Origin of the sequence: Mycobacterium europaeum (assembly GCF_034555895.2) — a bacterium.
GTDB lineage: Bacteria > Actinomycetota > Actinomycetes > Mycobacteriales > Mycobacteriaceae > Mycobacterium > Mycobacterium europaeum.
In genome coordinates, this window is sequence record NZ_CP157315.1 from 3147125 (window position 1) to 3166363 (window position 19239).

A 19239-nucleotide genomic window follows, 5' to 3' on the forward strand; every position below is an offset into this window, starting at 1 on the left:
CATTGTTCGCGGACGCGGAGGAGATGGCTCGACAGGTGGTTCCACATGAGTGACAGCGCGCAAGAAATCACCAATCTGATCTACACCTACGCCGAGCTTCTCGACGGCGGCGACCTGGACGGCGTGGCCGCGCTCTTCGAGCACGGCCGCATCTGCGGAGTGGAGAACGGTCCACCGGAGACGGTGTTCGCCGGGTCCGCCCGGGTGCGCGAGATGTACGAGATGGCCACGCGCATCTACGAGGACGGCACCCCGAAGACCAGGCATAACACGACCAACGTGCAGCTCTACATCGACGAGGCGGCAGGGACCGCCCGCAGCACGTCCTACTACTGCGTCACACAGGCCACCCCCGAGCTGCCGCTGCAGGTGATCGTGACCGGCCACTACAAGGACACCTTTGCACGGGTGGACGGCGCCTGGCGGTTCGACACCCGCACCATGTTCGTCGACCAGGTCGGCGACGTCAGCCGGCATCTGAAGTTCTGAGCCGGTGGCCGAGGAGCAGCGCATGCCTGAAGACCCCGTCGCGACGAAATCCCAGCACGAACAGGAACTGGCCGCCCTCGACCTGATCGAGCACCCCACGGTCAGGGCTGCCTATCGGACGGTGGCGCAGACCTGGCTGGGCCGGGCCAAGGCGTCGGAGGCGATGCGGGAGCGGTTCGACGACGCGTTCGCCGAGGTGATGTTCTCGGCGGCGATCTGGTCGTCCAACCAGGACAAGCTGCGGCCCAAGGTCAGCTGCATCACCCGGCTGGCGCACCCCGTCGACGGCCGGCGCATCCCCGGATCACGCTGGGGCATCGACAATCCCGACAGTGTGTACCGGGTGATCCCGATCTCCGGCGACGAGCGCTACGAGATCCGCGGCCGCGTGGGCGAGCACCGGATGACGGAGAACTACTTCACGCTGTGGGATGCGCACATGGGCACCGTCGACGTGCTCAACGGCCGCACCATGCGGGTCGACGCCGACGGCAGCTTCACCATCACGGTGGACGCCGACCCCGCCGGCGGCCGGCCCAACCACGTGCGGACCTCCCCCGCGGCGCACGAGTTCTACATCCGCGACGTGCTGCTGGACTGGGACCGCGACGACCCCAATCACCTTGAGGTGCAACGGCTCGGCGGGCCGCCGGTGACGCCCGCGCGCACGCTCGACGAGCAGGCCGAGGCCACCGCGGCGATGATGGATTACTTCGCCAACTTCACCGGCAAGCTCAGTCACGGCGTGTACAAGATGCCGGCCAACCACTTCAACCTGGCCTGGTCGGCCGACAAGGTTGGCGCCATGCGCAACCAGGTCTACGTCATGGGCCGCTTCGACCTCGCCCCCGACGAGGCGTTCGTGGTGGACCTCAACGACGGTGGCGCCGAATACTTCACGGTGCCGCTGAGCAACATCTGGGGCACCACGCTGGACATCCTCGACCGCACCGGCAGTCTCAACAAGGCGCAATCGGTGGCCAACGAGGATGGCGGTTACACCTACGTGATCTCCCCGACCGATCCGGGCGTGGCCAACTGGATCGACTCCGACGGGCTGCGCGAGGGCATCCTGACGCTGCGGATGGCGGAATTCGGCGAGGCCGGCCCGCGCGAAGACCTCGGCGCGCGCGGACGCGTGGTCAAGCTGGACCGGCTCGACGCCGAGGTGCCGCACCTGCCGCGGGTGGATCCGGGGGCCCGGGCCGACCAGCTCGCCGAGCGCCGCGCCGCGTATCTGCGGCGGCTGCCCGAAGGGGCGGCCTGAGATGGCGCGCTGGCTGATCACCGGATGCTCCACCGGCTTCGGCCGTGAAATCGCCCGCGCGGCACTGGAAGCGGGCCACGACGCGGTGGTGACGGCGCGGCGGGCCGACGCGGTGCGCGACTTGGTCGACGAGTTCGGCGACCGCGCCCTGGCCGTCGCGCTCGACGTCACCGACCCCGAGCAGATCGCGGCGGCGGTGTCGGCGGCCGAGGCGGCGTTCGGCGGCGTCGACGTCCTGGTCAACAACGCCGGTCACGGCTACCTGTCCGGCGTGGAGGAAGGCGAGGACGCCGAGGTCCGGAAGCTGTTCGAGGTCAACTACTTCGGCGCGGTCAACATGATCAAGGCAGTGCTGCCGGCCATGCGCGCCCGCGGATCGGGGCACATCATCAACATGTCGTCGATGACCGGCCTGGTCGCCAATCCACCCAACGCGTATTACTCGTCGACCAAGTTCGCGCTGGAGGCGGTCACCGAGGCGCTCGCCACCGAGGTGCGGCCGTTGGGCATCAAGGTGACCGCCATCGAACCGGGCGCCTTCCGCACCGAGTGGGCGACGCGGTCGATGAAGGAAACCGGCACGCCGATAGCCGATTACGTCGACGTGGCGGCGCGCAAGGATCTGATCAAGCAGTTCGCCGACCACCTCCCCGGTGACCCGAAGAAGGTCGCCGCCGCGGTGCTGATGGTGACCGCGCTCGACGAGCCCCCGCTGCGGCTGCTGCTGGGCCGTGACGTGCTCAAGGCCATGCGCGACAAGATCGCCGCGCTCTCGTCGTCGATCGAGGAGTGGAAGTCCGTCACCAAGGACGTCAATTTCGAGGGTTCGTAAGTTCAGTCGTCGAGGAACACGGCGTGCCGGTCGACCGCGTCGCGCCCGATGCGCAGGTTGTTCGCGGGGAAATCGGGATCGGTGTACCCGATCGCCAGGCCGCACAGGATGTTCAATTCCGGCGGGATGTTCAGTTGCTCGCGCACGACGTCGGGATAGCCGGCGATCGCCACCTGCACGCAGGTGCCCAGACCGCGCGCGGTCAAGGCCAGCAGCAGCGTCTGCAGGAACATGCCGACACCCATGCTGTCGGCGTAGCCGAGATCGCGGTGCATGCACACGATCCCGCCCAGCGGTGCGCGGAAAAACTCCCAGTTGCGCAGCACGGCGATGCGCCGGGCCTCGCTGTCGTGGCGGGCTATCCCCATCGAGCCGTACACCTGCGCGCCCGTATCGCTCCGGAAATGGGCGAACGCCGGGGGCAGCTGCGGCACGTTGGGCGGTTCGGAGCGGGCCTTTTCCAGCATGGCGGCGACCAACCGGTCGCGGGCCGAACCGGAGACGAACACCATGTGCCATGGCTGCACGTTGGAGTTGGACGGCGCGCGCACGGCCAGTTCCAGTGACTCCTCCACCAGGTGGCGCGGTACCGGGTTGGGCAGGAACAGCCGCGTCGAATGCCGCTGCCGGATGGTGTCTTCGAGGTCGTACACGGCCCTCCCCTTGCCCTCAGTCCCGGACCACGGCCGGGGCCGGCACGGGCGCCCGCAACGCCGTCGTCTCGATCAAGGCAGCCGCCAATCGATCGGGTCGGCGCCCATGCCCGTCAAGAGTTCGTTGGCGCGGCTGAATGGACGCGACCCGAAGAACCCCCGCGACGCCGACAGCGGCGACGGGTGCGGCGACTCGATCGCCACGCAATTACCCTCGGCCAGAATCGGTTTGAGGGCTGAAGCGTCGCGCCCCCACAGGATCGCCACCATGGGCTGCGAGCGCGCCGTCAGCGCGCGGATCGCGCACTCGGTCACCACCTCCCAGCCCTTGCCCCGATGCGAGGCGGGATTGCTCGGCCGCACGGTGAGCACCCTGTTCAACAGCATCACCCCACGCTCGGCCCACGGCGTCAGGTCACCGCACGAGGGCAGCGGATGGCCGAGGTCGGCGGCGTATTCGTCGAAGATGTTGGCCAGGCTGCGCGGCAGCGGACGCACGTCAGGGGCCACCGAAAAGCTCAGTCCCACAGCGTGTCCCGGCGTCGGGTACGGGTCCTGCCCGACGATCAGCACCCGGACGTTGTCGAATGGAAAGGTGAACGCCCGCAACACGTTCGGGCCCGCCGGCAGGTACCTGCGCCCGGCCGCGATCTCGGCCCGCAGGAACTGACCCATCTCGGCGACCCGCTCGGCCACCGGCTGCAGCGCGGCCGCCCAGCCCGGTTCGACGAGTTCGGTCAACGGCCTCGCCGTCATCGGGCTCCTCCCCTGGCATCGATCACCCTAGTCGTCATAGGACTGCCAGCCCGCATACCCGGTCCACTCCTGCCCGTCGACGAGCACTCCGGCCTTCCCCTCCAGCACCCGGCCGATGATTCGCCATCCGGCGGGCGCGGGGCCGGCGAAACACGCCACCAGGGCATGGTCTTCGCCGCCGCCCAGCACCCACGACCACGGGTCGGCGCGCACGGCGGCGGCCGCGGCCGTCAGTGCGTCGTGGTCCGCACCCAGCGCCGCCGTCGACAGATCCATCGCCACCCCCGACGCCTCGGCGACGTGCCGCACGTCGGCGACCAGGCCGTCGGACACGTCGATCATCGCCTGCGCTCCCCCGGCCGCCGCCGCCACGCCCTGCCCGTAGGGCGGTTGCGGCACCAGATGCCGGCGGCGCAATGTGTCGAAGCCCTCGATCCCCTTGTCCAACAACGAGAAACCGGCGGCCGAGCGGCCCAGCTCACCGGCGACCGCGATCACCGAGCCGGCCTTCGCCCCGGACCGCAGCACCGGGGCGCGGCCGTCCAGGTCACCGAGCGCCGTCACCGAGATCACCCACTGCGGGCAGCTGACCAGGTCGCCGCCCGCGATGCCCGCGCCGATGCGCTGCGCCTCGTCCCACATCCCGGCGACCAGCGCGTCGGCGTCGGCCGCCGACGTGTCACCGGGCGCGCCGAAGGCGACCACGAAGGCCGTGGGCCGCGCGCCCATCGCCTCGATGTCCGCGGCGTTCTGGGCGATGGCCTTGCGGCCGACGTCGTGCGGGGTGGACCAGTCCAGCCGAAAATGCCGGCCCTGCACCAGCATGTCGGTCGACACCGCAACGCGCCGATCCCGGGCGTGCACCACGGCCGCGTCGTCGCCCGGGCCGACCGCCACCGCGGCCGGCTGGCGGCGGCCGCGCACCAGGCGATCGATGACGGTGAACTCGCCCAGCTGTTGCAGGGTGGGGTTTGTTTCCTCGTCGCCCACGCCACCTCCTTCGGCGCGTCCTCGCCCTGTGCGGGCCTCCATCTCGGTCGCCGACCTGCGGTAAGTTGGGTTACTGCCCGCGCGAGCGGCCCGCGCCAGTGTAGAGGCCCGTGATGTCGTGCCAGAGATAGGAGGTGCGCGGGCGGTGACGACCGACGCCGAGACCGGCCCCCGTGGCGACGGGGGGCCGCCGCCCGCGGTGATCATCGCCGCGGTCGCCCTGGCCGTCGTGGCGATCGGCGTGATCCTGGTGATAGCGGCGAACCGAGCGGCACCGCCGCAACCGGTGGCCATACCCGCCGCCCCGGCGCCGCAGGCCGACAGCGCGGCGTGCCGGGCGCTGGCCGGGGCGCTGCCGCAGCGGCTCGGCGACTATCAACGCGCGCCCGTCGTGCAACCGGCACCCCGGGGCGCCGCCGCGTGGCGGGCCGGGCCCGACAGCGAGCCGGTGGTGTTGCGCTGCGGGCTCGACCGCCCCGGCGAGTTCGTGGTGGGATCTCCGATTCAGGTCGTCGACCGGGTGCAGTGGTTCGCCGTGCGCCCCCAACAGCAGTCCGCCGGAGACGCGGGCAGATCCACCTGGTACACGGTGGACCGGCCGGTGTACGTGGCGCTCACGCTGCCGTCGGGATCGGGTCCCACACCCATCCAGCAACTGTCCGAAGTGATCGACCGCACCATCGCGGCGATCCCCATCAACCCGGCGCCGGCCGGTTAACTATGGTGGCGACCCGCTTCGCCCGGCTACGCCGCGCTCGCGATCGCCACTGACTCTATGCTGGCGACCCGCTTCGCCCGGCTACGCCGCGCTCGCGATCGCCACTGACTCTATGGTGGCGACCCGCTTCGCCCGGCTGCGCCGCGCTCGCGATCGCCACTAGCGCAGGCCCACCCCGCGGGCCAGCGCCGTTTCCACCATCGTCGCCAGCAGGGTGGGATAGTCGACGCCGCTGGCCGCCCACATCCGCGGGTACATCGAGATCGTGGTGAACCCGGGCATCGTGTTGATCTCGTTGAGCACCGGCCCCTCGTCGGTGAGGAAGAAGTCGACCCGGGCCAGGCCCTGGCAGTCGATGGCCTTGAACGCCCGGATCGCCAGCTGCCGGATGGTGTCGGCGACGTCGTCGTCCACCTTGGCCGGAACGTCCAATTCCGCTGCGTCATCGAGATATTTGGTGGCGAAGTCGTAGAACGAGTCCTCGCGCCCCCGCACCCCGGCCACCCGGATCTCGCCCAACGTGCTGGCTTCCACTGTCCCGTCGGGCATTTCGAGGACACCGCACTCGACCTCCCGGCCGGTGATGGCCGCCTCCACGATCACCTTCGGGTCGTGCCGGCGGGCCACCGCGACCGCCGCGGGCAGGTCCTCCCAGTCCGTCACCCTGGTGACGCCGATCGACGATCCGCCGCGGGCGGGTTTGACGAACACCGGCAGGCCCAGCCGCTCGCACTCCTCGGGTCGCAGGGCCGACCGTGACGGGCGCAGCACCGCGTACGCGCCGACCGGCAACCCTTCGGCGACGAACAGCTTCTTGGTGAACTCCTTGTCCATACCCGCCGCGCTGGCCAGCACGCCGGCCCCGACATAGGGCACCCCGGCCAGCTCCAGCAGACCCTGGATCGTGCCGTCCTCCCCGTACGGACCGTGCAACACGGGGAACACCACGTCGACGGACGCCAGCACCTCGCCGGCCCCGGGCGTCAGGGAGACCAGCTGGCCGCTGCGGCGCGGGTCCGCCGGCAGCGCCAGTTCGGTACCCGACTGCGCGGTGACCTCAGGCAGCCGCCGGTCGCTGATGGCCAGCGCGGCCGGGTCACCGTCGGTGAGCACCCAGGACCCTTCCGGGGTGATGCCGATCGCGACCACCTCGAACCGCTGGGGGTCGAGGTTGCGCAGGATGCTGCCCGCGGACACACACGAGATGGCGTGCTCGTTGCTGCGCCCGCCGAATACGACGGCGACGCGCACGCGGCTTCCGTTGGCACTCACAACTTAAAGAGGCTACCGGTTGCGCCCGACTCGGGCCGGGTGGCGGGCCGCCAGCTGGGGTTTCGGCGACCGCGCGGAGTCACTCGGGCTTGGTCCTGCGCCCCAGCAACAGGGCCATCGCCTCGTCCACCGACAATCCCTTGTGGCAGACCCGGTGCACGGCGTCGGTCAGCGGCATCTCGACGTCGTAACTCGAGGCGAGCGCCAGCACCGACTCGCACGAGGTCACGCCCTCGACGACGTGTCCCTCCCGGGCCTGCATGGCCGACTCCATCGTTCCGCCGCGGCCCAGGCGCTCGCCGAACGACCGGTTGCGCGAATACGGCGAGGTGCACGTCGCGACCAGGTCGCCCACCCCCGCCAGCCCGGCCAGCGTGGCACCCTTGGCGCCGAGCGCGATGCCCAGCCGCATGATCTCCGCAAGACCTCGGGTGATGATGGCCGCCGCGGTATTTTCCCCGAGGCCGACGCCGGCCGCCATGCCACAGGCGAGCGCGATGACGTTCTTGCACGCCCCGCCGATCTCGGTGCCGACGACATCGCTGTTGGTGTACGGGCGGAAATACCCGGTGTTCAGCATGCGCTGCAGGGCGACGGCGCGGCCGGAGTCGTTGCACGCGACCACGGTGGCGGCGGGCTGACATTCGGCGATCTCGCTGGCCAGGTTGGGCCCCGAGATCACCGCGACCTGCGCCGGGTCGACGCCCGTCACCGAAACGATGACCTGGCTCATCCGCATCAGGGTGCCCAGCTCGATGCCCTTGGCCAGGCTGACCAGGGTGGCGCCCTCGCGCAGCACCGGCGCCCACCCCTCGAGGTTGGCGCGCATCGTCTGCGCGGGCACGGCCAACAGCACCGTCGACGCGCCGTCGAGCGCCTCCGCCGCGTCGGTGGTGGCGCGGACGCCCGCCGGCAGCACGGTGCCGGGCAGATAGTCGGGGTTGGATCGGGTGGCGTTGATCCGGTCGGCGACGTCGGATCGGCGGGCCCACAGCGTGACCGCCGCCTCCGCTCCGCCGGCCTCCACGAGCACCTTGGCCAGTGCGGTGCCCCACGCCCCGGCACCCATGACCGCGACGGCGCCCGTAGAACTGGCAGGTGTGCCGGCCATCCACCACCCCCGTGTGTCGTCTCCAGCGTGTTGCAGCCGCTACACCCTAGATCAGTGACGGACCGGCCGTCACGCGAGCTAGCGCGTCCGGCGCGGACGCTCGCTGGCAGGATGGCATGTCATGAGCGGCACACGGGCCGACGGCACGGCAAAAGACATCGCCCTGATCATCGCCGTGAAACGGTTGGCGGCGGCCAAGACCAGGCTGGCCCCGGTGTTCTCGGCGCGCACGCGGGAGAGCGTGGTGCTGGCCATGTTGATCGACACCCTGACCGCTGCGGGACGCGTCAGCTCGCTCGGTTCGATCACCGTGATCACGCCCGACGAGGCCGCGGCCGCGGCGGCGACCGAGCTGGGGGCGGATGTGCTGGCCGACCCGACGCCCGAGGGCCACGGTGACCCGCTGAACAACGCCATCGCCACCGCGGAGCGGACGGTTGCCCAGTCTTTCCCGAATGTCGTTGTGCTGCAAGGTGATTTACCGGCACTGCAGACGCAGGAGCTGGCCGAGGCGATCGCCGCTGCGCGGCATCACCGGCGCAGCTTCGTCGCGGACCGGCTGGCGACGGGGACCGCCGCGCTGTTCGCCTTCGGCGCGCCACTCGATCCGCAATTCGGAGCCGATTCGTCGGCGCGGCACCGACGTTCGGGCGCGATCGAACTGACCGGCGCGTGGCCGGGCCTGCGCTGTGACGTCGACACCCCCGACGACCTCGCCGCCGCCCGCCGGCTCGGGGTGGGGGCGGCGACCGTCCGGGCGCTCGCGCATCAGTGACCCCGACCGCGACGCGGTACACCTGTCCTGGGGGTGAACGTCGCCCCAACGGCGAACGGATGTCCGTCGAGCGCTAGCAGCATGGGCGCGTGATGAGCAATGATCGCAGGGTGACTGAAACCGAAGCTGAGGCGCGCCCCGACGAGAACTTCTGGCATCACGGCGACTCGGCCGTGACCGCGCCGCCCGCCGCGACGCCGTCAGCGATCCCCGACCTGCCGGAGGACCGCTACCTCAACCGGGAGCTGAGCTGGCTGGACTTCAACGCCCGCGTGCTGGCGCTGGCCGCGGACACCTCGTTGCCGCTGTTGGAGCGAGCCAAGTTTCTGGCGATCTTCGCCTCCAACCTCGACGAGTTCTACATGGTGCGCGTCGCCGGCCTCAAGCGCCGTGACGAGATGGGACTGTCGGTGCGTTCGGCCGACGGGCTGACGCCGCGCGAGCAACTCGCGGTCATCGGCGAGCAGACTCAGCGAATCGCCACCCGGCACGCGCGGGTGTTCCTCGATTCGGTGCGCCCGGCGCTCGCCGGGGAAGGCATACATATAGTCACGTGGGCCGATTTGGACCAGGGTGAGCGCGACGAGCTGTCGACCTATTTCCACGAACAGGTCTTTCCCGTGCTCACGCCGCTCGCCGTCGATCCCGCGCACCCCTTCCCCTTCGTCAGTGGGCTGAGCCTGAACCTGGCGGTCATGGTCCGCCAGCCCGAGGACGGCAGCCAGCACTTCGCGCGGGTGAAGGTGCCCAACAACGTGGACCGCTTCGTCGAACTGGCGGTGCGCGAGCACGCCGACGACTCCGACGGGCATCCCATAATCCGCTACCTGCCAATGGAAGAGCTGATCGCGGCCTTTTTGCCGGTGCTGTTCCCGGGCATGGAGATCGTTCAGCACCACGCCTTCCGCATCACCCGCAATGCGGACTACGAGGTCGAAGAGGACCGCGACGAAGACCTGCTGCAAGCGCTGGAACGGGAGTTGGCGCGCAGGCGGTTCGGATCGCCGGTGCGACTCGAGGTCGCCGACGACATGACCGAGAGCATGCTCGAACTGCTGCTGCGCGAGCTCGACGTGAACCCGGGTGACGTCATCGAGGTGCCCGGCCTTCTCGATCTGTCGTCGCTGTGGCAGATCTACAGCCTCGACCGGCCGGCGCTCAAGGACCCGGCGTTCGTTCCGGCCACCAGCCCGGCATTCGTCGACCGCGAGACGCCCCGGAGCATCTTCGCCACGCTGCGCGAAGGCGATGTGCTGCTGCATCATCCGTACGAGTCGTTCTCCACCAGCGTCCAGCGATTCATCGAGCAGGCCGCCGCCGACCCCAATGTGCTGGCCATCAAGCAGACGCTGTACCGCACATCCGGTGACTCGCCCATCGTTCGGGCGCTCATCAACGCCGCCGAGGCCGGCAAGCAGGTGGTGGCGCTCGTAGAAATCAAGGCGCGCTTCGACGAGCAGGCCAACATCCGCTGGGCGCGCGAGCTGGAACAGGCGGGCGTGCACGTCGTCTACGGCTATGTCGGGCTCAAGACGCACTGCAAGACCTGCCTGGTGGTCCGGCGCGAGGGTTCGGCGATCCGCCGCTATTGCCACATCGGGACCGGCAATTACAACGGAAAGACGGCACGGCTGTACGAAGATGTCGGCCTGCTGACGGCCTCTCCCGAGATCGGCGCGGATCTGACCGATTTGTTCAATTCGCTCACCGGCTATTCGCGCAAGGTCTCCTACCGCAACCTTCTGGTGGCCCCGCACGGAATTCGCACCGGCATCATCGAACGCGTCGACCGCGAGATCGCCGCCCACCGCGAACACGGCGGCGGCCGGATCCGCCTGAAGATGAACGCCCTCGTCGACGAGCAGGTGATCGACGCGCTGTATCGCGCGTCGCGGGCGGATGTGCGAGTCGAGGTGGTGGTGCGCGGGATCTGCGCGCTGCGCCCCGGCGCGGAAGGGTTCTCGGAGAACATCACGGTCCGGTCCATCCTCGGCCGCTTCCTGGAGCATTCCCGCATCATGCATTTCAACCGCATCAACGAGTTCTGGATCGGCAGCGCGGACATGATGCACCGCAACCTCGACCGGCGCGTCGAGGCGCTCGTTCAGGTGAAGGACCCGAGGCTGACCTCATACCTGGACGACTTGTTCGAGTCCGCACTGGACCCGTCCACCCGCTGCTGGGAGCTGGGAGCCGACGGGCAATGGACCGCGTCGCCGCAGGACGGCCACAGCGTGCGCGACCACCAAGTGTCGTTGATGGAGCGGCACCGCACTCCGTAACCCCCTGTGTGGTGATTTACGGTTGTTTCCGGCCGCACCGCACCATGCGCGCGACCCGACCGAATTGACCTGCAGGAGTTGAGTTGCCGACCAAGAGCTCGTCTACCGCTCGGCGTCCGGGAAGCCGCATCGTGTATGCCGCCGGGGCGGTCCTGTGGCGGCCGACCGATTCGTCCAACCCCGGCCTGGAGATCGCGGTGATCCATCGCCCCCGCTACGACGACTGGTCACTGCCCAAGGGGAAAGTCGACCCCGGCGAGACGGCGCCCGTCGCCGCGGTCCGCGAAGTGTGCGAGGAGACGGGCCAGCACGCGCTGCTGGGCAGGCGGCTGGACATGGTGAGCTACCCGATCGAGGCCGGCGTCAAGAAGGTCTACTACTGGGCGGCGCGCAGCACCGGCGGCGACTTCACCCCCGGCAACGAGGTCGACCAATTGGTGTGGGTGCCGGTGCCGGAAGCGCTGAACATGCTCACCTATTCGCATGATCGAAAAATGCTGCGCCACTTCATGAAACATCCCGCTGACACGCATACCGTGCTGGTGGTCCGGCACGGCACCGCCGGCCGGAAATCGCGTTTCAAAGGCGACGACACGCAGCGACCGCTGGACAAGCGGGGACGTGCGCAAGCCGAGGCGCTGGTTCCGCAGCTGCTGGCCTTCGGCGCCACCGACGTGTACGCGGCCGATCGCCTGCGTTGCCATCAGACGGTGGAGCCGCTCGCCGCGGAATTGGGCGTCCCCGTGCACAATGAGCCCGCCCTCACCGAGGAGGCCTACGCCAAGAGCCCCAAACGCGCCCGCCACCGGATGCTGGCCATCGCCGAGCAGCAAGGGACACCGGTCATTTGCACACAGGGCAAGGTGATCCCGGACCTGATCGCCTGGTGGTGCGCACGGGACGGGGTGAGCCCCGACAAGGCGCGCAACCACAAGGGCAGCGCCTGGGTGCTGTCACTGTCGGGCGGCCGACTGGTGGCGGCCGACCACATCGGCGGCGCGCTGGCCGCCAACGTGCGCGCATAACACGCGAATACCCTTCGGGTGCATCGCTGCCACCCGAAGGGTATTCGCGTCTAGAGTTGGGCTGCTGCCTTAACGGCGACCGCGCCGCGCGGTGGCCTTCTTGGCCGGAGCCTTGCTGGCCGGCCTCTTTGCCGCGGCCTTCTTGGCGGGAGCCTTGGTAGCGACCTTCTTCGCCGCGACCTTCTTCACCGGAGCCTTGGTCGCGGCCTTCTTGGCCGGAGCCTTGGTCACGGCCTTCTTGGCCGGAGCCTTCGTCGCCGCCTTCTTGGCCGGAGCCTTGGTCACGGCCTTCTTGGCCGGAGCCTTCTTGACGGGCGCAGCCTTCTTCGCTGCGGCCTTCTTGGCTGGAGCCTTCTTCGCCGCGGTCTTCTTGGCCGCGCCGGTTGCCACTACACCACGCTTCACTGCAGGTCCTTCCGACGGGAGACGCTGTGCGCCAGACACAACCGCTTTGAATTGAGCACCGGGCCGGAACGCCGGGACGGAGGTCGGCTTCACCTTCACCGTCTCGCCGGTCCGCGGGTTGCGGGCCACCCGGGCCGCGCGGCGCCGCTGCTCGAACACACCGAACCCCGTGATGGTGACGCTGTCGCCCTTGTGCACCGCACGCACAATGGTGTCGACGACGTTCTCGACGGCGGCGGTCGCCTGCCGACGATCGGTGTTCAATTTCTGTGTGAGCACATCAATGAGCTCTGCCTTATTCATCCAATCCCTCCGACGCTAGTTGGTCCTCGATTTGAACCGACTGAGCACACGGTAAACCCTCACCCAGCAAATTTCCAAGAGCCACGCGCAATTTCAGGGTCGGACAATCGGCGGTTTCGCAATCCGGTTGCCCCCCTTGACCGGTGGCGGTACTCGAAAATCGGCCCGGTTTAGTTAGGTGAGCGAGAAGAAATTCCGGCCTTCTCGACCGTTCAGGAGGCGGGCAGAGTGCGCGGTTTCCACTGCGGATAGGCGGCCTCGTAAGACTCGATTTTTTCGAGTTTCCGCAGCGTAAGGGCTATATCGTCGAGTCCTTCAAGGAGCCGCCAGGCCGTGTGGTCGTCAATCTTGAACGGCAACACCGTCGTTCCCGCGGCGATATTTCGATCTTGAAGATTGGCAGTGATTTCCAGTCCCGGGCTCTGCTCGATGAGCTTCCAAAGCAGTTCCACGCCGTCTTGAGAGACTTCTGCCGCCAGGAGCCCCGCCTTGCCGGCGTTGCCCCGGAAGATGTCACCGAATCGAGACGAGATGACCACCCGGAATCCGTAGTCCATCAGCGCCCACACGGCGTGCTCACGCGACGAGCCGGTGCCGAAATCGGGCCCGGCGACCAGGACCGACCCCCGGTCAAAGGGGCTGAGGTTGAGGATGAATGAGGGATCCGAGCGCCAGCTGGCGAACAGCCCGTCCTCGAAACCGGTTCGGGTGACCCGCTTCAAATACACCGCGGGAATGATCTGATCGGTGTCGACATTGGACCGCCGCAACGGCACCCCGATACCGGTGTGGGTGTGAAATGCTTCCATGGTCATCCGTTCTTCTTGATTACGTCAGTTCAAATCAGCCGGTGAGGACAATGTGCCGCGAACTGCGGTCGCGGCGGCGACGGCCGGAGACACCAAATGCGTGCGGCCGCCTTTCCCCTGGCGCCCTTCGAAGTTGCGGTTGGAGGTCGCCGCGCACCGTTCCCCCGGCGCCAGCTGGTCCGGATTCATCCCCAGGCACATCGAGCAGCCCGCCTGCCGCCATTCGGCGCCCGCGGCGGTGAAAACCTCGCCCAGCCCTTCGGCTTCGGCCTGAGCGCGCACCCGCATGGACCCCGGCACCACGAGCATCCGCAGGCCGGGGGCCAGCTTGCGGCCGCGCAGCACGTCGGCGACCACCCGCAGGTCTTCGATACGACCGTTGGTACACGAGCCCACGAACACGGTGTCGACCGCGATGTCGCGCATCGGAGTGCCCGGCCGAAGGTCCATGTAAGCCAACGCTTTCTCGGCGGCCTGTCGCTCGGCGTCGCCGGTCATCAGCTCCGGGTCGGGTACGGCCGCGGCCAGCGGCACGCCCTGCCCGGGATTGGTTCCCCACGTCACGAACGGGCTCAACGATGCGGCGTCGAGGTGGACCTCGGTATCGAAGACGGCGCCGGGGTCGGTGTGCAGCTGTTCCCAATAGCGCATGGCCGCGTCCCACAGCGCACCCCGCGGCGCGTGCGGCTTGTCGCGCAGGAATTCGTACGTGGTCGCGTCCGGGGCCACCATGCCCGCCCGGGCGCCGGCCTCGATGCTCATGTTGCAGATCGTCATCCGGCCTTCCATCGACAGTGATTCGATGGCGCTGCCGCGGTATTCGATGACGTGCCCCTGCCCGCCGCCGGTGCCGATCTTGGCGATCAACGCGAGAATGACGTCCTTGGCCGTCACGCCGGCGGGCAGGTCCCCGTCGACATTGACGGCCATCGTCTTGAATGGCCGCAGCGGCAACGTCTGGGTGGCCAGCACATGCTCGACCTCCGAGGTGCCGATGCCCATCGCCAGTGCGCCGAACGCGCCGTGCGTCGACGTGTGACTATCACCACAGACGATCGTCATTCCCGGTTGGGTGAGGCCCAATTGCGGCCCGACGACATGCACGATGCCCTGCTCGATGTCGCCCATCGGGTAGAGCCGAACACCGAATTCGGCACAGTTCCGGCGCAACGTCTCGACCTGGGTGCGCGACACCGGGTCGGCGATCGGCTTGTCGATGTCGATGGTGGGCACGTTGTGGTCCTCGGTGGCCAGCGTCAGATCGGGCCGTCGCACCGGTCGGCCGGCCAGGCGCAGTCCGTCGAAAGCCTGCGGGCTGGTGACCTCGTGCACCAGATGCAGGTCGATATAGATCAGGTCGGGAGCGTCACCGCCCCCGCTGTCCACAACATGGTCGTCCCACACCTTTTCGGCCAGGGTGCGCGGCTTGCCGGATCCCATCTGAAATTCGCCTCGATTCGCCTCACGCGCGGCTCGCCGATCGACCATGGGCTGTGATCTCAGAATGCGAGACGCTAGTATCTCTTTGTGAGACAGCATAGCGGCATCGGCGTTCTCGACAAAGCCGTGGGCATCCTGCACACGATCGCCCAATCCCCCTGCGGGTTGGCCGAACTGTGCGAACGGACCGGATTGCCCAGGGCCACCGCGTATCGGTTGGCCGCCGCGCTCGAAGTCCATCGCCTGGTGGCTCGTGACGACGAGGGGCGCTGGCGACTCGGTCCGGCCGTGACCGAGCTCGCGGCCCACGTCAACGACCCGCTGCTGGCCGCCAGCGCGGGGGTACTCCCCCTGCTTCGCGAGACCACTGGGGAGAGCGTGCAGCTGTACCGCCGCGAGGGCACCGCACGGGTTTGTGTGGCGGCCCTGGAACCCGCTGCCGGCCTTCGCGATACGGTCCCGGTCGGGGCGCGCCTGCCGATGACTGCGGGCTCGGGCGCCAAGGTGCTGCTGGCTCACAGTGACGCTGCCACGCAAAAGGCGGTGCTGCCGTCGGCGAAGTTCACCGAGCGCACCCTGGCCGAAGTGCGGCGCCGCGGCTGGGCGCAAAGCGTGGCCGAGCGAGAGCCCGGGGTGGCGAGCGTGTCGGTTCCCGTGCGCGACGGCCGCGGTGCCGTCGTCGCCGCGATCTCGGTGTCGGGACCCGTCGACCGGATCGGCAGGCGTCCGGGCGCGCGCTGGGCCGCGGATCTCATTTCCGCGGCCGAAGCGCTCACCCGCCGGCTCTAGGGCCGCCGAGTGTGCATCGATGGCGTCGCGAGTGCAACTTCGGCGGTGGCATCGCCAAAACCCCGCCGCACACGCACACTCGAAACCATCGGCGCACACTGAACGCCACCAGTGCACAGCCGACCTGACGCGGCCTGACAGACTGACCGCCATGGGAACCAATCAGCGCGCGAGCATCGTCATGTCCGAGGACGAGATCGCCGACTTCGTCGTGAAGAGCCGGACCGGCACGCTGGCCACCGTCGGCCCCGACGGCCAGCCGCACCTGACCGCGATGTGGTACGCCGTCGTCGACGGCGAGATCTGGCTGGAGACCAAGGCCAAGTCGCAGAAGGCGGTCAACCTCAAACGTGACCCGCGGGTGAGCTTCCTGATCGAGGACGGCGACACCTACGACACGTTGCGCGGAGTGTCGTTCGAAGGGGTCGCGGAGATCATCGACGATCCCGACGTCTCGCACCGGGTGGGCGTCAGCGTGTTCGAGCGCTACACCGGCCCGTACAGCGACGAGATGAAACCCTTCGTCGAGCAGATGATGAACAAGCGCGTCTGCGTGCGCATCGTCGCCCGGCGCAGCCGCTCGTGGGACCATCGCAAACTCGGATTGCCGGCCATGCCGGTGGGGGGGTCGACGGCACCAGCCGTGCTGGGGACCGGTCAGTAGTTGTTTGTAGCCCCGATGGGATTCGAACCCACGCTACCGCCGTGAGAGGGCGGCGTCCTAGGCCGCTAGACGACGGGGCCAGACACGATCCGGAGTGCCAGCATAGCTCACACTCGAAAGCCCACCTAATCGCTTGAGGTGGTGCGGTTTTGCTGGGGTACCAGGACTCGAACCTAGAATGGCTGAACCAGAATCAGCTGTGTTGCCAATTACACCATACCCCATCGGCTGCCTAAAACCGCTGGTCAACGCTCATCCGGAGCGATATCACGCTGCCCGGAAGACCGCCGCTGCCAGCCGTTGTCGGCTTTGTGAGCCGCAGTGCAGACTACCAAAGACTCGGCACACAATCCGCACGCGAGGTCCTCGCCTATCCGCCGACCGATTCCCGCGCGGCGCGCAACCGCAGCAGGCTGCGGTCACGGCCCAGCAACTCCAGTGATTCGAACAACGGCGGGCTGATTGTCGTTCCCGTGGCGGCAACCCTGATCGGACCGAACGCCTTGCGTGGTTTGAGGCCCAACTTTTCGATGAGCGCCGCCTTGAGCGCGGACTCGATCTGGGCCGTGGTCCAGTCCGTCGCGCCCTCGAGCGCGGCCAGCGCGGCGTCGAGTACCGCGGCCGCGTCCGCGCCGAGTTCCTTGGCGGCGGCCTTGGGGTCGATGGCGTATTCGTCGTCGTTGAGGAACTTCAGCAGGTCCCACGCGTCGGCGAGCACGACGATGCGGGTCTGCACCAGGTCGGCGGCGGTGGCGAACGCGGCGTCATCCAACCCGAGCCGACGGCCGTGGGCGTCGAAGTAGTCGCGCAGCCGGCCCGCGAAGTCCGCCGGCTCCAACATTCGGATGTGCTCGGCGTTGAGCGCGTCGGCCTTCTTCTGGTCGAACCGCGCCGGGTTGGAGTTGACGTCGACGACGTCGAAGGCGGCCACCATCTCGTCGAGGCTGAACAGATCGTGGTCGTCGGCGATGGCCCAACCCAGCAGCGCCAGATAATTGAGCAACCCTTCGGGGATGAACCCCCGGTCGCGGTGGGCGAACAGATTCGACTGCGGGTCGCGCTTGGAGAGCTTCTTGGTGCCCTCCCCCAATACCGTTGGCAGATGGGCGAACTCCGGGACGCGCTCGGCGATGCCGATCCGGATCAGCGACCGGTACAGCGCGAGCTGGCGCGGCGTCGAGGGCAGCAGGTCCTCGCCGCGCAGCACGTGGGTGATCTTCATCAGCGCGTCGTCGCACGGGTTGACCAAGGTGTACAACGGATCTCCGTTGGCGCGGGTCAGCGCGAAGTCCGGCACGCTGCCCGCGGCGAAGGTCGTGGTTCCGCGCACCAGGTCGTCCCAGGCGAGGTCCTCGTCGGGCATCCGCAGCCGCACCACCGGCTTGCGCCCCTCGGCCAGGAACGCGGCGCGCTGGGCATCGGTCAAATGCCGGTCGAAGTTGTCGTACCCCAGTTTGGGATTGCGGCCCGCCGCGATGTGGCGCGCCTCAACCTCTTCCGGGGTCGAGAACGCATAGTAGGCCTCGCCCGCTTCGAGCAGCTTGGCCACCACGTCGCGGTAGATCTCCTTGCGCTGCGATTGCCGGTAGGGGCCGTAGGGTCCGCCCACTTCGGGGCCTTCGTCCCAGTCGAGGCCGAGCCAGCGCAGCGCGTCGAGCAGGGCCAGATAGCTTTCCTCGCTGTCGCGTTCGGCGTCGGTGTCCTCGATGCGGAAGACGAAGGTGCCGCCGGTGTGCCGGGCGTAGGCCCAGTTGAACAGCGCGGTGCGGACCATGCCGACGTGCGGGGTGCCCGTGGGAGACGGGCAGAACCTGACCCGGACCTTCGTGGCGGCGGTCACGGCTTTCCCTTACGGACCACGGGATTGGTGAGGGTTCCGATCCCTTCGATGGTGATGGAGACGGTGTCGCCATGCTCGATCGGGCCGACTCCTGCGGGCGTTCCGGTGAGGATGAGGTCGCCGGGGAGCAGGGTCATCACGGCCGAGATCCATTCGACGATGGCGCCGACGTCGTGGATCATCAGCGAGGTCCGGCTGTGTTGCTTCACTTCGCCGTTGACCTCGGTTCGTATCTCGAGATCCGCCGGGTCGATGTCGGTGACGATCCACGGCCCCACCGGGCAGAAGGTGTCGTGCCCTTTGGCGCGGGTCCATTGACCGTCCGACTTCTGTTGGTCGCGGGCGGACACGTCGTTGCCGATGGTGTAACCGAGGATGCTGCCGGCGGCCTCCGCGGCGGTGACGTCCTTGCAGGGCCGCCCGATGACCGCGGCCAGCTCCCCCTCGAAATGCACCGGTGATGCGTTGGCGGGCAGCCGAATCGGCACGTTCGGGCCGACGATGGCCGTGTTGGGCTTGAGGAAGATGATCGGATCCGGCGCCGCCGGGCCGGTGAGTTCGGCCATCTCCGCGATGTGATCGGTGTAGTTCTTGCCGACGCAGACCACCTTGCTCGCCAGTATCGGAGCCAGCAGCCGCACATCGGCCAGCGGCCACGACCGGCCGGTGAAGTTCGGCGTGCCGAAGGGATGCTCGGCGATCTCGCGGGCGACCATCGCGGCGGGATCGGCGAGTTCGCCCTCGATGCTGACGAAGGCGACACCGTCCGGGCTGGCGATTCGACCAAGGCGCATTTCGTTGAGCCTAGTGAGGGTTGCG

19 protein-coding genes and 2 tRNA genes are annotated in these 19239 nt (G+C 68.5%); 9 read left to right on the top strand and 12 right to left on the bottom strand.

The genetic code is table 11. From position 1 onward, the window contains the following. Window positions 1-45 precede the first annotated feature (45 nt). Genes U8D42_RS14195 through U8D42_RS14205 form a run of 3 tightly spaced genes read left to right on the top strand, consistent with a single transcriptional unit; the run spans window position 46 to window position 2588 of the window. Complete coding sequence (locus tag U8D42_RS14195) at window positions 46-489, top strand: nuclear transport factor 2 family protein (protein WP_322859944.1); 444 nt, start codon at window positions 46-48, stop codon at window positions 487-489. A gap of 22 nt (window positions 490-511) precedes the next feature. After that, window positions 512-1756 (top strand): hypothetical protein, encoded by a 1245-nt coding sequence (locus tag U8D42_RS14200; RefSeq protein WP_322859943.1) that lies wholly within the window; start codon window positions 512-514, stop codon window positions 1754-1756. Between the two features lies 1 nt (window position 1757). After that, a complete protein-coding gene (locus tag U8D42_RS14205; RefSeq protein ID WP_322859942.1) occupies window positions 1758-2588 on the top strand; it encodes an oxidoreductase in 831 nt (276 codons plus the stop codon). A gap of 2 nt (window positions 2589-2590) precedes the next feature. Here U8D42_RS14205 and U8D42_RS14210 read toward each other — a convergent pair whose 3' ends face one another. From U8D42_RS14210 to U8D42_RS14220, 3 genes are all read right to left on the bottom strand, one after another. Then, window positions 2591-3241 carry a nitroreductase gene (locus U8D42_RS14210; RefSeq protein WP_322859941.1) on the bottom strand — a complete coding sequence of 217 codons (651 nt, stop codon included), beginning with the start codon at window positions 3239-3241 and terminating at the stop codon, window positions 2591-2593. 72 nt (window positions 3242-3313) lie between these two features. Next, entirely contained in the window at window positions 3314-3997 is a 684-nt protein-coding gene (locus tag U8D42_RS14215) for a uracil-DNA glycosylase (RefSeq protein WP_322859940.1), read from the bottom strand. Window positions 3998-4024: 27 nt separating this feature from the next. Then, window positions 4025-5029 carry a thiamine-phosphate kinase gene (locus U8D42_RS14220; RefSeq protein WP_322859939.1) on the bottom strand — a complete coding sequence of 335 codons (1005 nt, stop codon included), beginning with the start codon at window positions 5027-5029 and terminating at the stop codon, window positions 4025-4027. A gap of 103 nt (window positions 5030-5132) precedes the next feature. On the opposite strand from U8D42_RS14220, the gene U8D42_RS14225 reads away from it, so the two are divergent. Further along, complete coding sequence (locus tag U8D42_RS14225) at window positions 5133-5705, top strand: DUF3515 domain-containing protein (protein WP_322859938.1); 573 nt, start codon at window positions 5133-5135, stop codon at window positions 5703-5705. Window positions 5706-5864: 159 nt separating this feature from the next. On the opposite strand, the gene U8D42_RS14230 is transcribed toward U8D42_RS14225, so the two are convergent. Next, entirely contained in the window at window positions 5865-6977 is a 1113-nt protein-coding gene (locus U8D42_RS14230) for a D-alanine--D-alanine ligase family protein (RefSeq protein ID WP_322859937.1), read from the bottom strand. Between the two features lie 79 nt (window positions 6978-7056). Beyond that, window positions 7057-8088 carry an NAD(P)H-dependent glycerol-3-phosphate dehydrogenase gene (locus tag U8D42_RS14235; protein ID WP_322859936.1) on the bottom strand — a complete coding sequence of 344 codons (1032 nt, stop codon included), beginning with the start codon at window positions 8086-8088 and terminating at the stop codon, window positions 7057-7059. Between the two features lie 121 nt (window positions 8089-8209). Between U8D42_RS14235 and cofC the strand changes: the two genes are divergently transcribed. From cofC to U8D42_RS14250, 3 genes are all read left to right on the top strand, one after another. Further along, a complete protein-coding gene (gene cofC / locus U8D42_RS14240; RefSeq protein WP_085241007.1) occupies window positions 8210-8863 on the top strand; it encodes a 2-phospho-L-lactate guanylyltransferase in 654 nt (217 codons plus the stop codon). Window positions 8864-8952: 89 nt separating this feature from the next. After that, window positions 8953-11145: an RNA degradosome polyphosphate kinase gene (locus U8D42_RS14245; protein ID WP_322859935.1), complete on the top strand. Its 2193-nt coding sequence runs from the start codon at window positions 8953-8955 to the stop codon at window positions 11143-11145. A gap of 83 nt (window positions 11146-11228) precedes the next feature. Continuing rightward, entirely contained in the window at window positions 11229-12170 is a 942-nt protein-coding gene (locus U8D42_RS14250; RefSeq protein WP_322859934.1) for an NUDIX hydrolase, read from the top strand. Between the two features lie 69 nt (window positions 12171-12239). Here the strand turns inward: U8D42_RS14250 and U8D42_RS14255 are convergent, their stop codons facing one another. From U8D42_RS14255 to leuC, 3 genes are all read right to left on the bottom strand, one after another. Next, on the bottom strand, window positions 12240-12878 hold the full coding sequence (locus U8D42_RS14255) for an HU family DNA-binding protein (RefSeq protein WP_322859933.1): 639 nt from the start codon (window positions 12876-12878) through the stop codon (window positions 12240-12242). A 212-nt stretch (window positions 12879-13090) separates the two neighbouring features. Beyond that, window positions 13091-13687, bottom strand: coding sequence for a 3-isopropylmalate dehydratase small subunit (leuD, locus tag U8D42_RS14260; protein WP_322860176.1), 597 nt, complete (start codon window positions 13685-13687; stop codon window positions 13091-13093). 24 nt (window positions 13688-13711) lie between these two features. Continuing rightward, window positions 13712-15127 carry a 3-isopropylmalate dehydratase large subunit gene (gene leuC, locus U8D42_RS14265; RefSeq protein ID WP_322859932.1) on the bottom strand — a complete coding sequence of 472 codons (1416 nt, stop codon included), beginning with the start codon at window positions 15125-15127 and terminating at the stop codon, window positions 13712-13714. An 87-nt stretch (window positions 15128-15214) separates the two neighbouring features. On the opposite strand from leuC, the gene U8D42_RS14270 reads away from it, so the two are divergent. Then, window positions 15215-15916: an IclR family transcriptional regulator gene (locus tag U8D42_RS14270; RefSeq protein ID WP_322859931.1), complete on the top strand. Its 702-nt coding sequence runs from the start codon at window positions 15215-15217 to the stop codon at window positions 15914-15916. Window positions 15917-16067: 151 nt separating this feature from the next. Beyond that, window positions 16068-16580: a PPOX class F420-dependent oxidoreductase gene (locus U8D42_RS14275; RefSeq protein WP_322859930.1), complete on the top strand. Its 513-nt coding sequence runs from the start codon at window positions 16068-16070 to the stop codon at window positions 16578-16580. Window positions 16581-16587: 7 nt separating this feature from the next. Here the strand turns inward: U8D42_RS14275 and U8D42_RS14280 are convergent. The 4 genes from U8D42_RS14280 to U8D42_RS14295 all read right to left on the bottom strand — a co-directional run bounded on the left by U8D42_RS14280 (window position 16588) and on the right by U8D42_RS14295 (window position 19214). After that, window positions 16588-16660 (bottom strand) — tRNA-Glu (locus U8D42_RS14280). A 72-nt stretch (window positions 16661-16732) separates the two neighbouring features. After that, window positions 16733-16804 (bottom strand) — tRNA-Gln (locus U8D42_RS14285). A 146-nt stretch (window positions 16805-16950) separates the two neighbouring features. Further along, window positions 16951-18420, bottom strand: a complete 1470-nt coding sequence (gene gltX, locus U8D42_RS14290; protein WP_085241019.1) for a glutamate--tRNA ligase — start codon at window positions 18418-18420, stop codon at window positions 16951-16953. Beyond that, window positions 18417-19214: a fumarylacetoacetate hydrolase family protein gene (locus U8D42_RS14295; RefSeq protein ID WP_322859929.1), complete on the bottom strand. Its 798-nt coding sequence runs from the start codon at window positions 19212-19214 to the stop codon at window positions 18417-18419. The genes gltX and U8D42_RS14295 overlap by 4 nt, the downstream gene beginning before the upstream one ends. Window positions 19215-19239 lie beyond the last annotated feature (25 nt).

Bases quoted from the DNA above. Each gene is read 5' to 3' on its own strand.
- U8D42_RS14195 (WP_322859944.1), top strand. From the start codon at position 46: ATGAGTGACAGCGCGCAAGAAATCACCAATCTGATCTACACCTACGCC.
- U8D42_RS14200 (WP_322859943.1), top strand. From the start codon at position 512: ATGCCTGAAGACCCCGTCGCGACGAAATCCCAGCACGAACAGGAACTG.
- U8D42_RS14205 (WP_322859942.1), top strand. From the start codon at position 1,758: ATGGCGCGCTGGCTGATCACCGGATGCTCCACCGGCTTCGGCCGTGAA.
- U8D42_RS14215 (WP_322859940.1), bottom strand. From the start codon at position 3,997: ATGACGGCGAGGCCGTTGACCGAACTCGTCGAACCGGGCTGGGCGGCC.
- U8D42_RS14220 (WP_322859939.1), bottom strand. From the start codon at position 5,029: ATGGAGGCCCGCACAGGGCGAGGACGCGCCGAAGGAGGTGGCGTGGGC.
- U8D42_RS14235 (WP_322859936.1), bottom strand. From the start codon at position 8,088: ATGGCCGGCACACCTGCCAGTTCTACGGGCGCCGTCGCGGTCATGGGT.
- cofC (WP_085241007.1), top strand. From the start codon at position 8,210: ATGAGCGGCACACGGGCCGACGGCACGGCAAAAGACATCGCCCTGATC.
- U8D42_RS14255 (WP_322859933.1), bottom strand. From the start codon at position 12,878: ATGAATAAGGCAGAGCTCATTGATGTGCTCACACAGAAATTGAACACC.
- leuD (WP_322860176.1), bottom strand. From the start codon at position 13,687: ATGGAAGCATTTCACACCCACACCGGTATCGGGGTGCCGTTGCGGCGG.
- leuC (WP_322859932.1), bottom strand. From the start codon at position 15,127: ATGGGATCCGGCAAGCCGCGCACCCTGGCCGAAAAGGTGTGGGACGAC.
- U8D42_RS14275 (WP_322859930.1), top strand. From the start codon at position 16,068: ATGGGAACCAATCAGCGCGCGAGCATCGTCATGTCCGAGGACGAGATC.
- U8D42_RS14295 (WP_322859929.1), bottom strand. From the start codon at position 19,214: ATGCGCCTTGGTCGAATCGCCAGCCCGGACGGTGTCGCCTTCGTCAGC.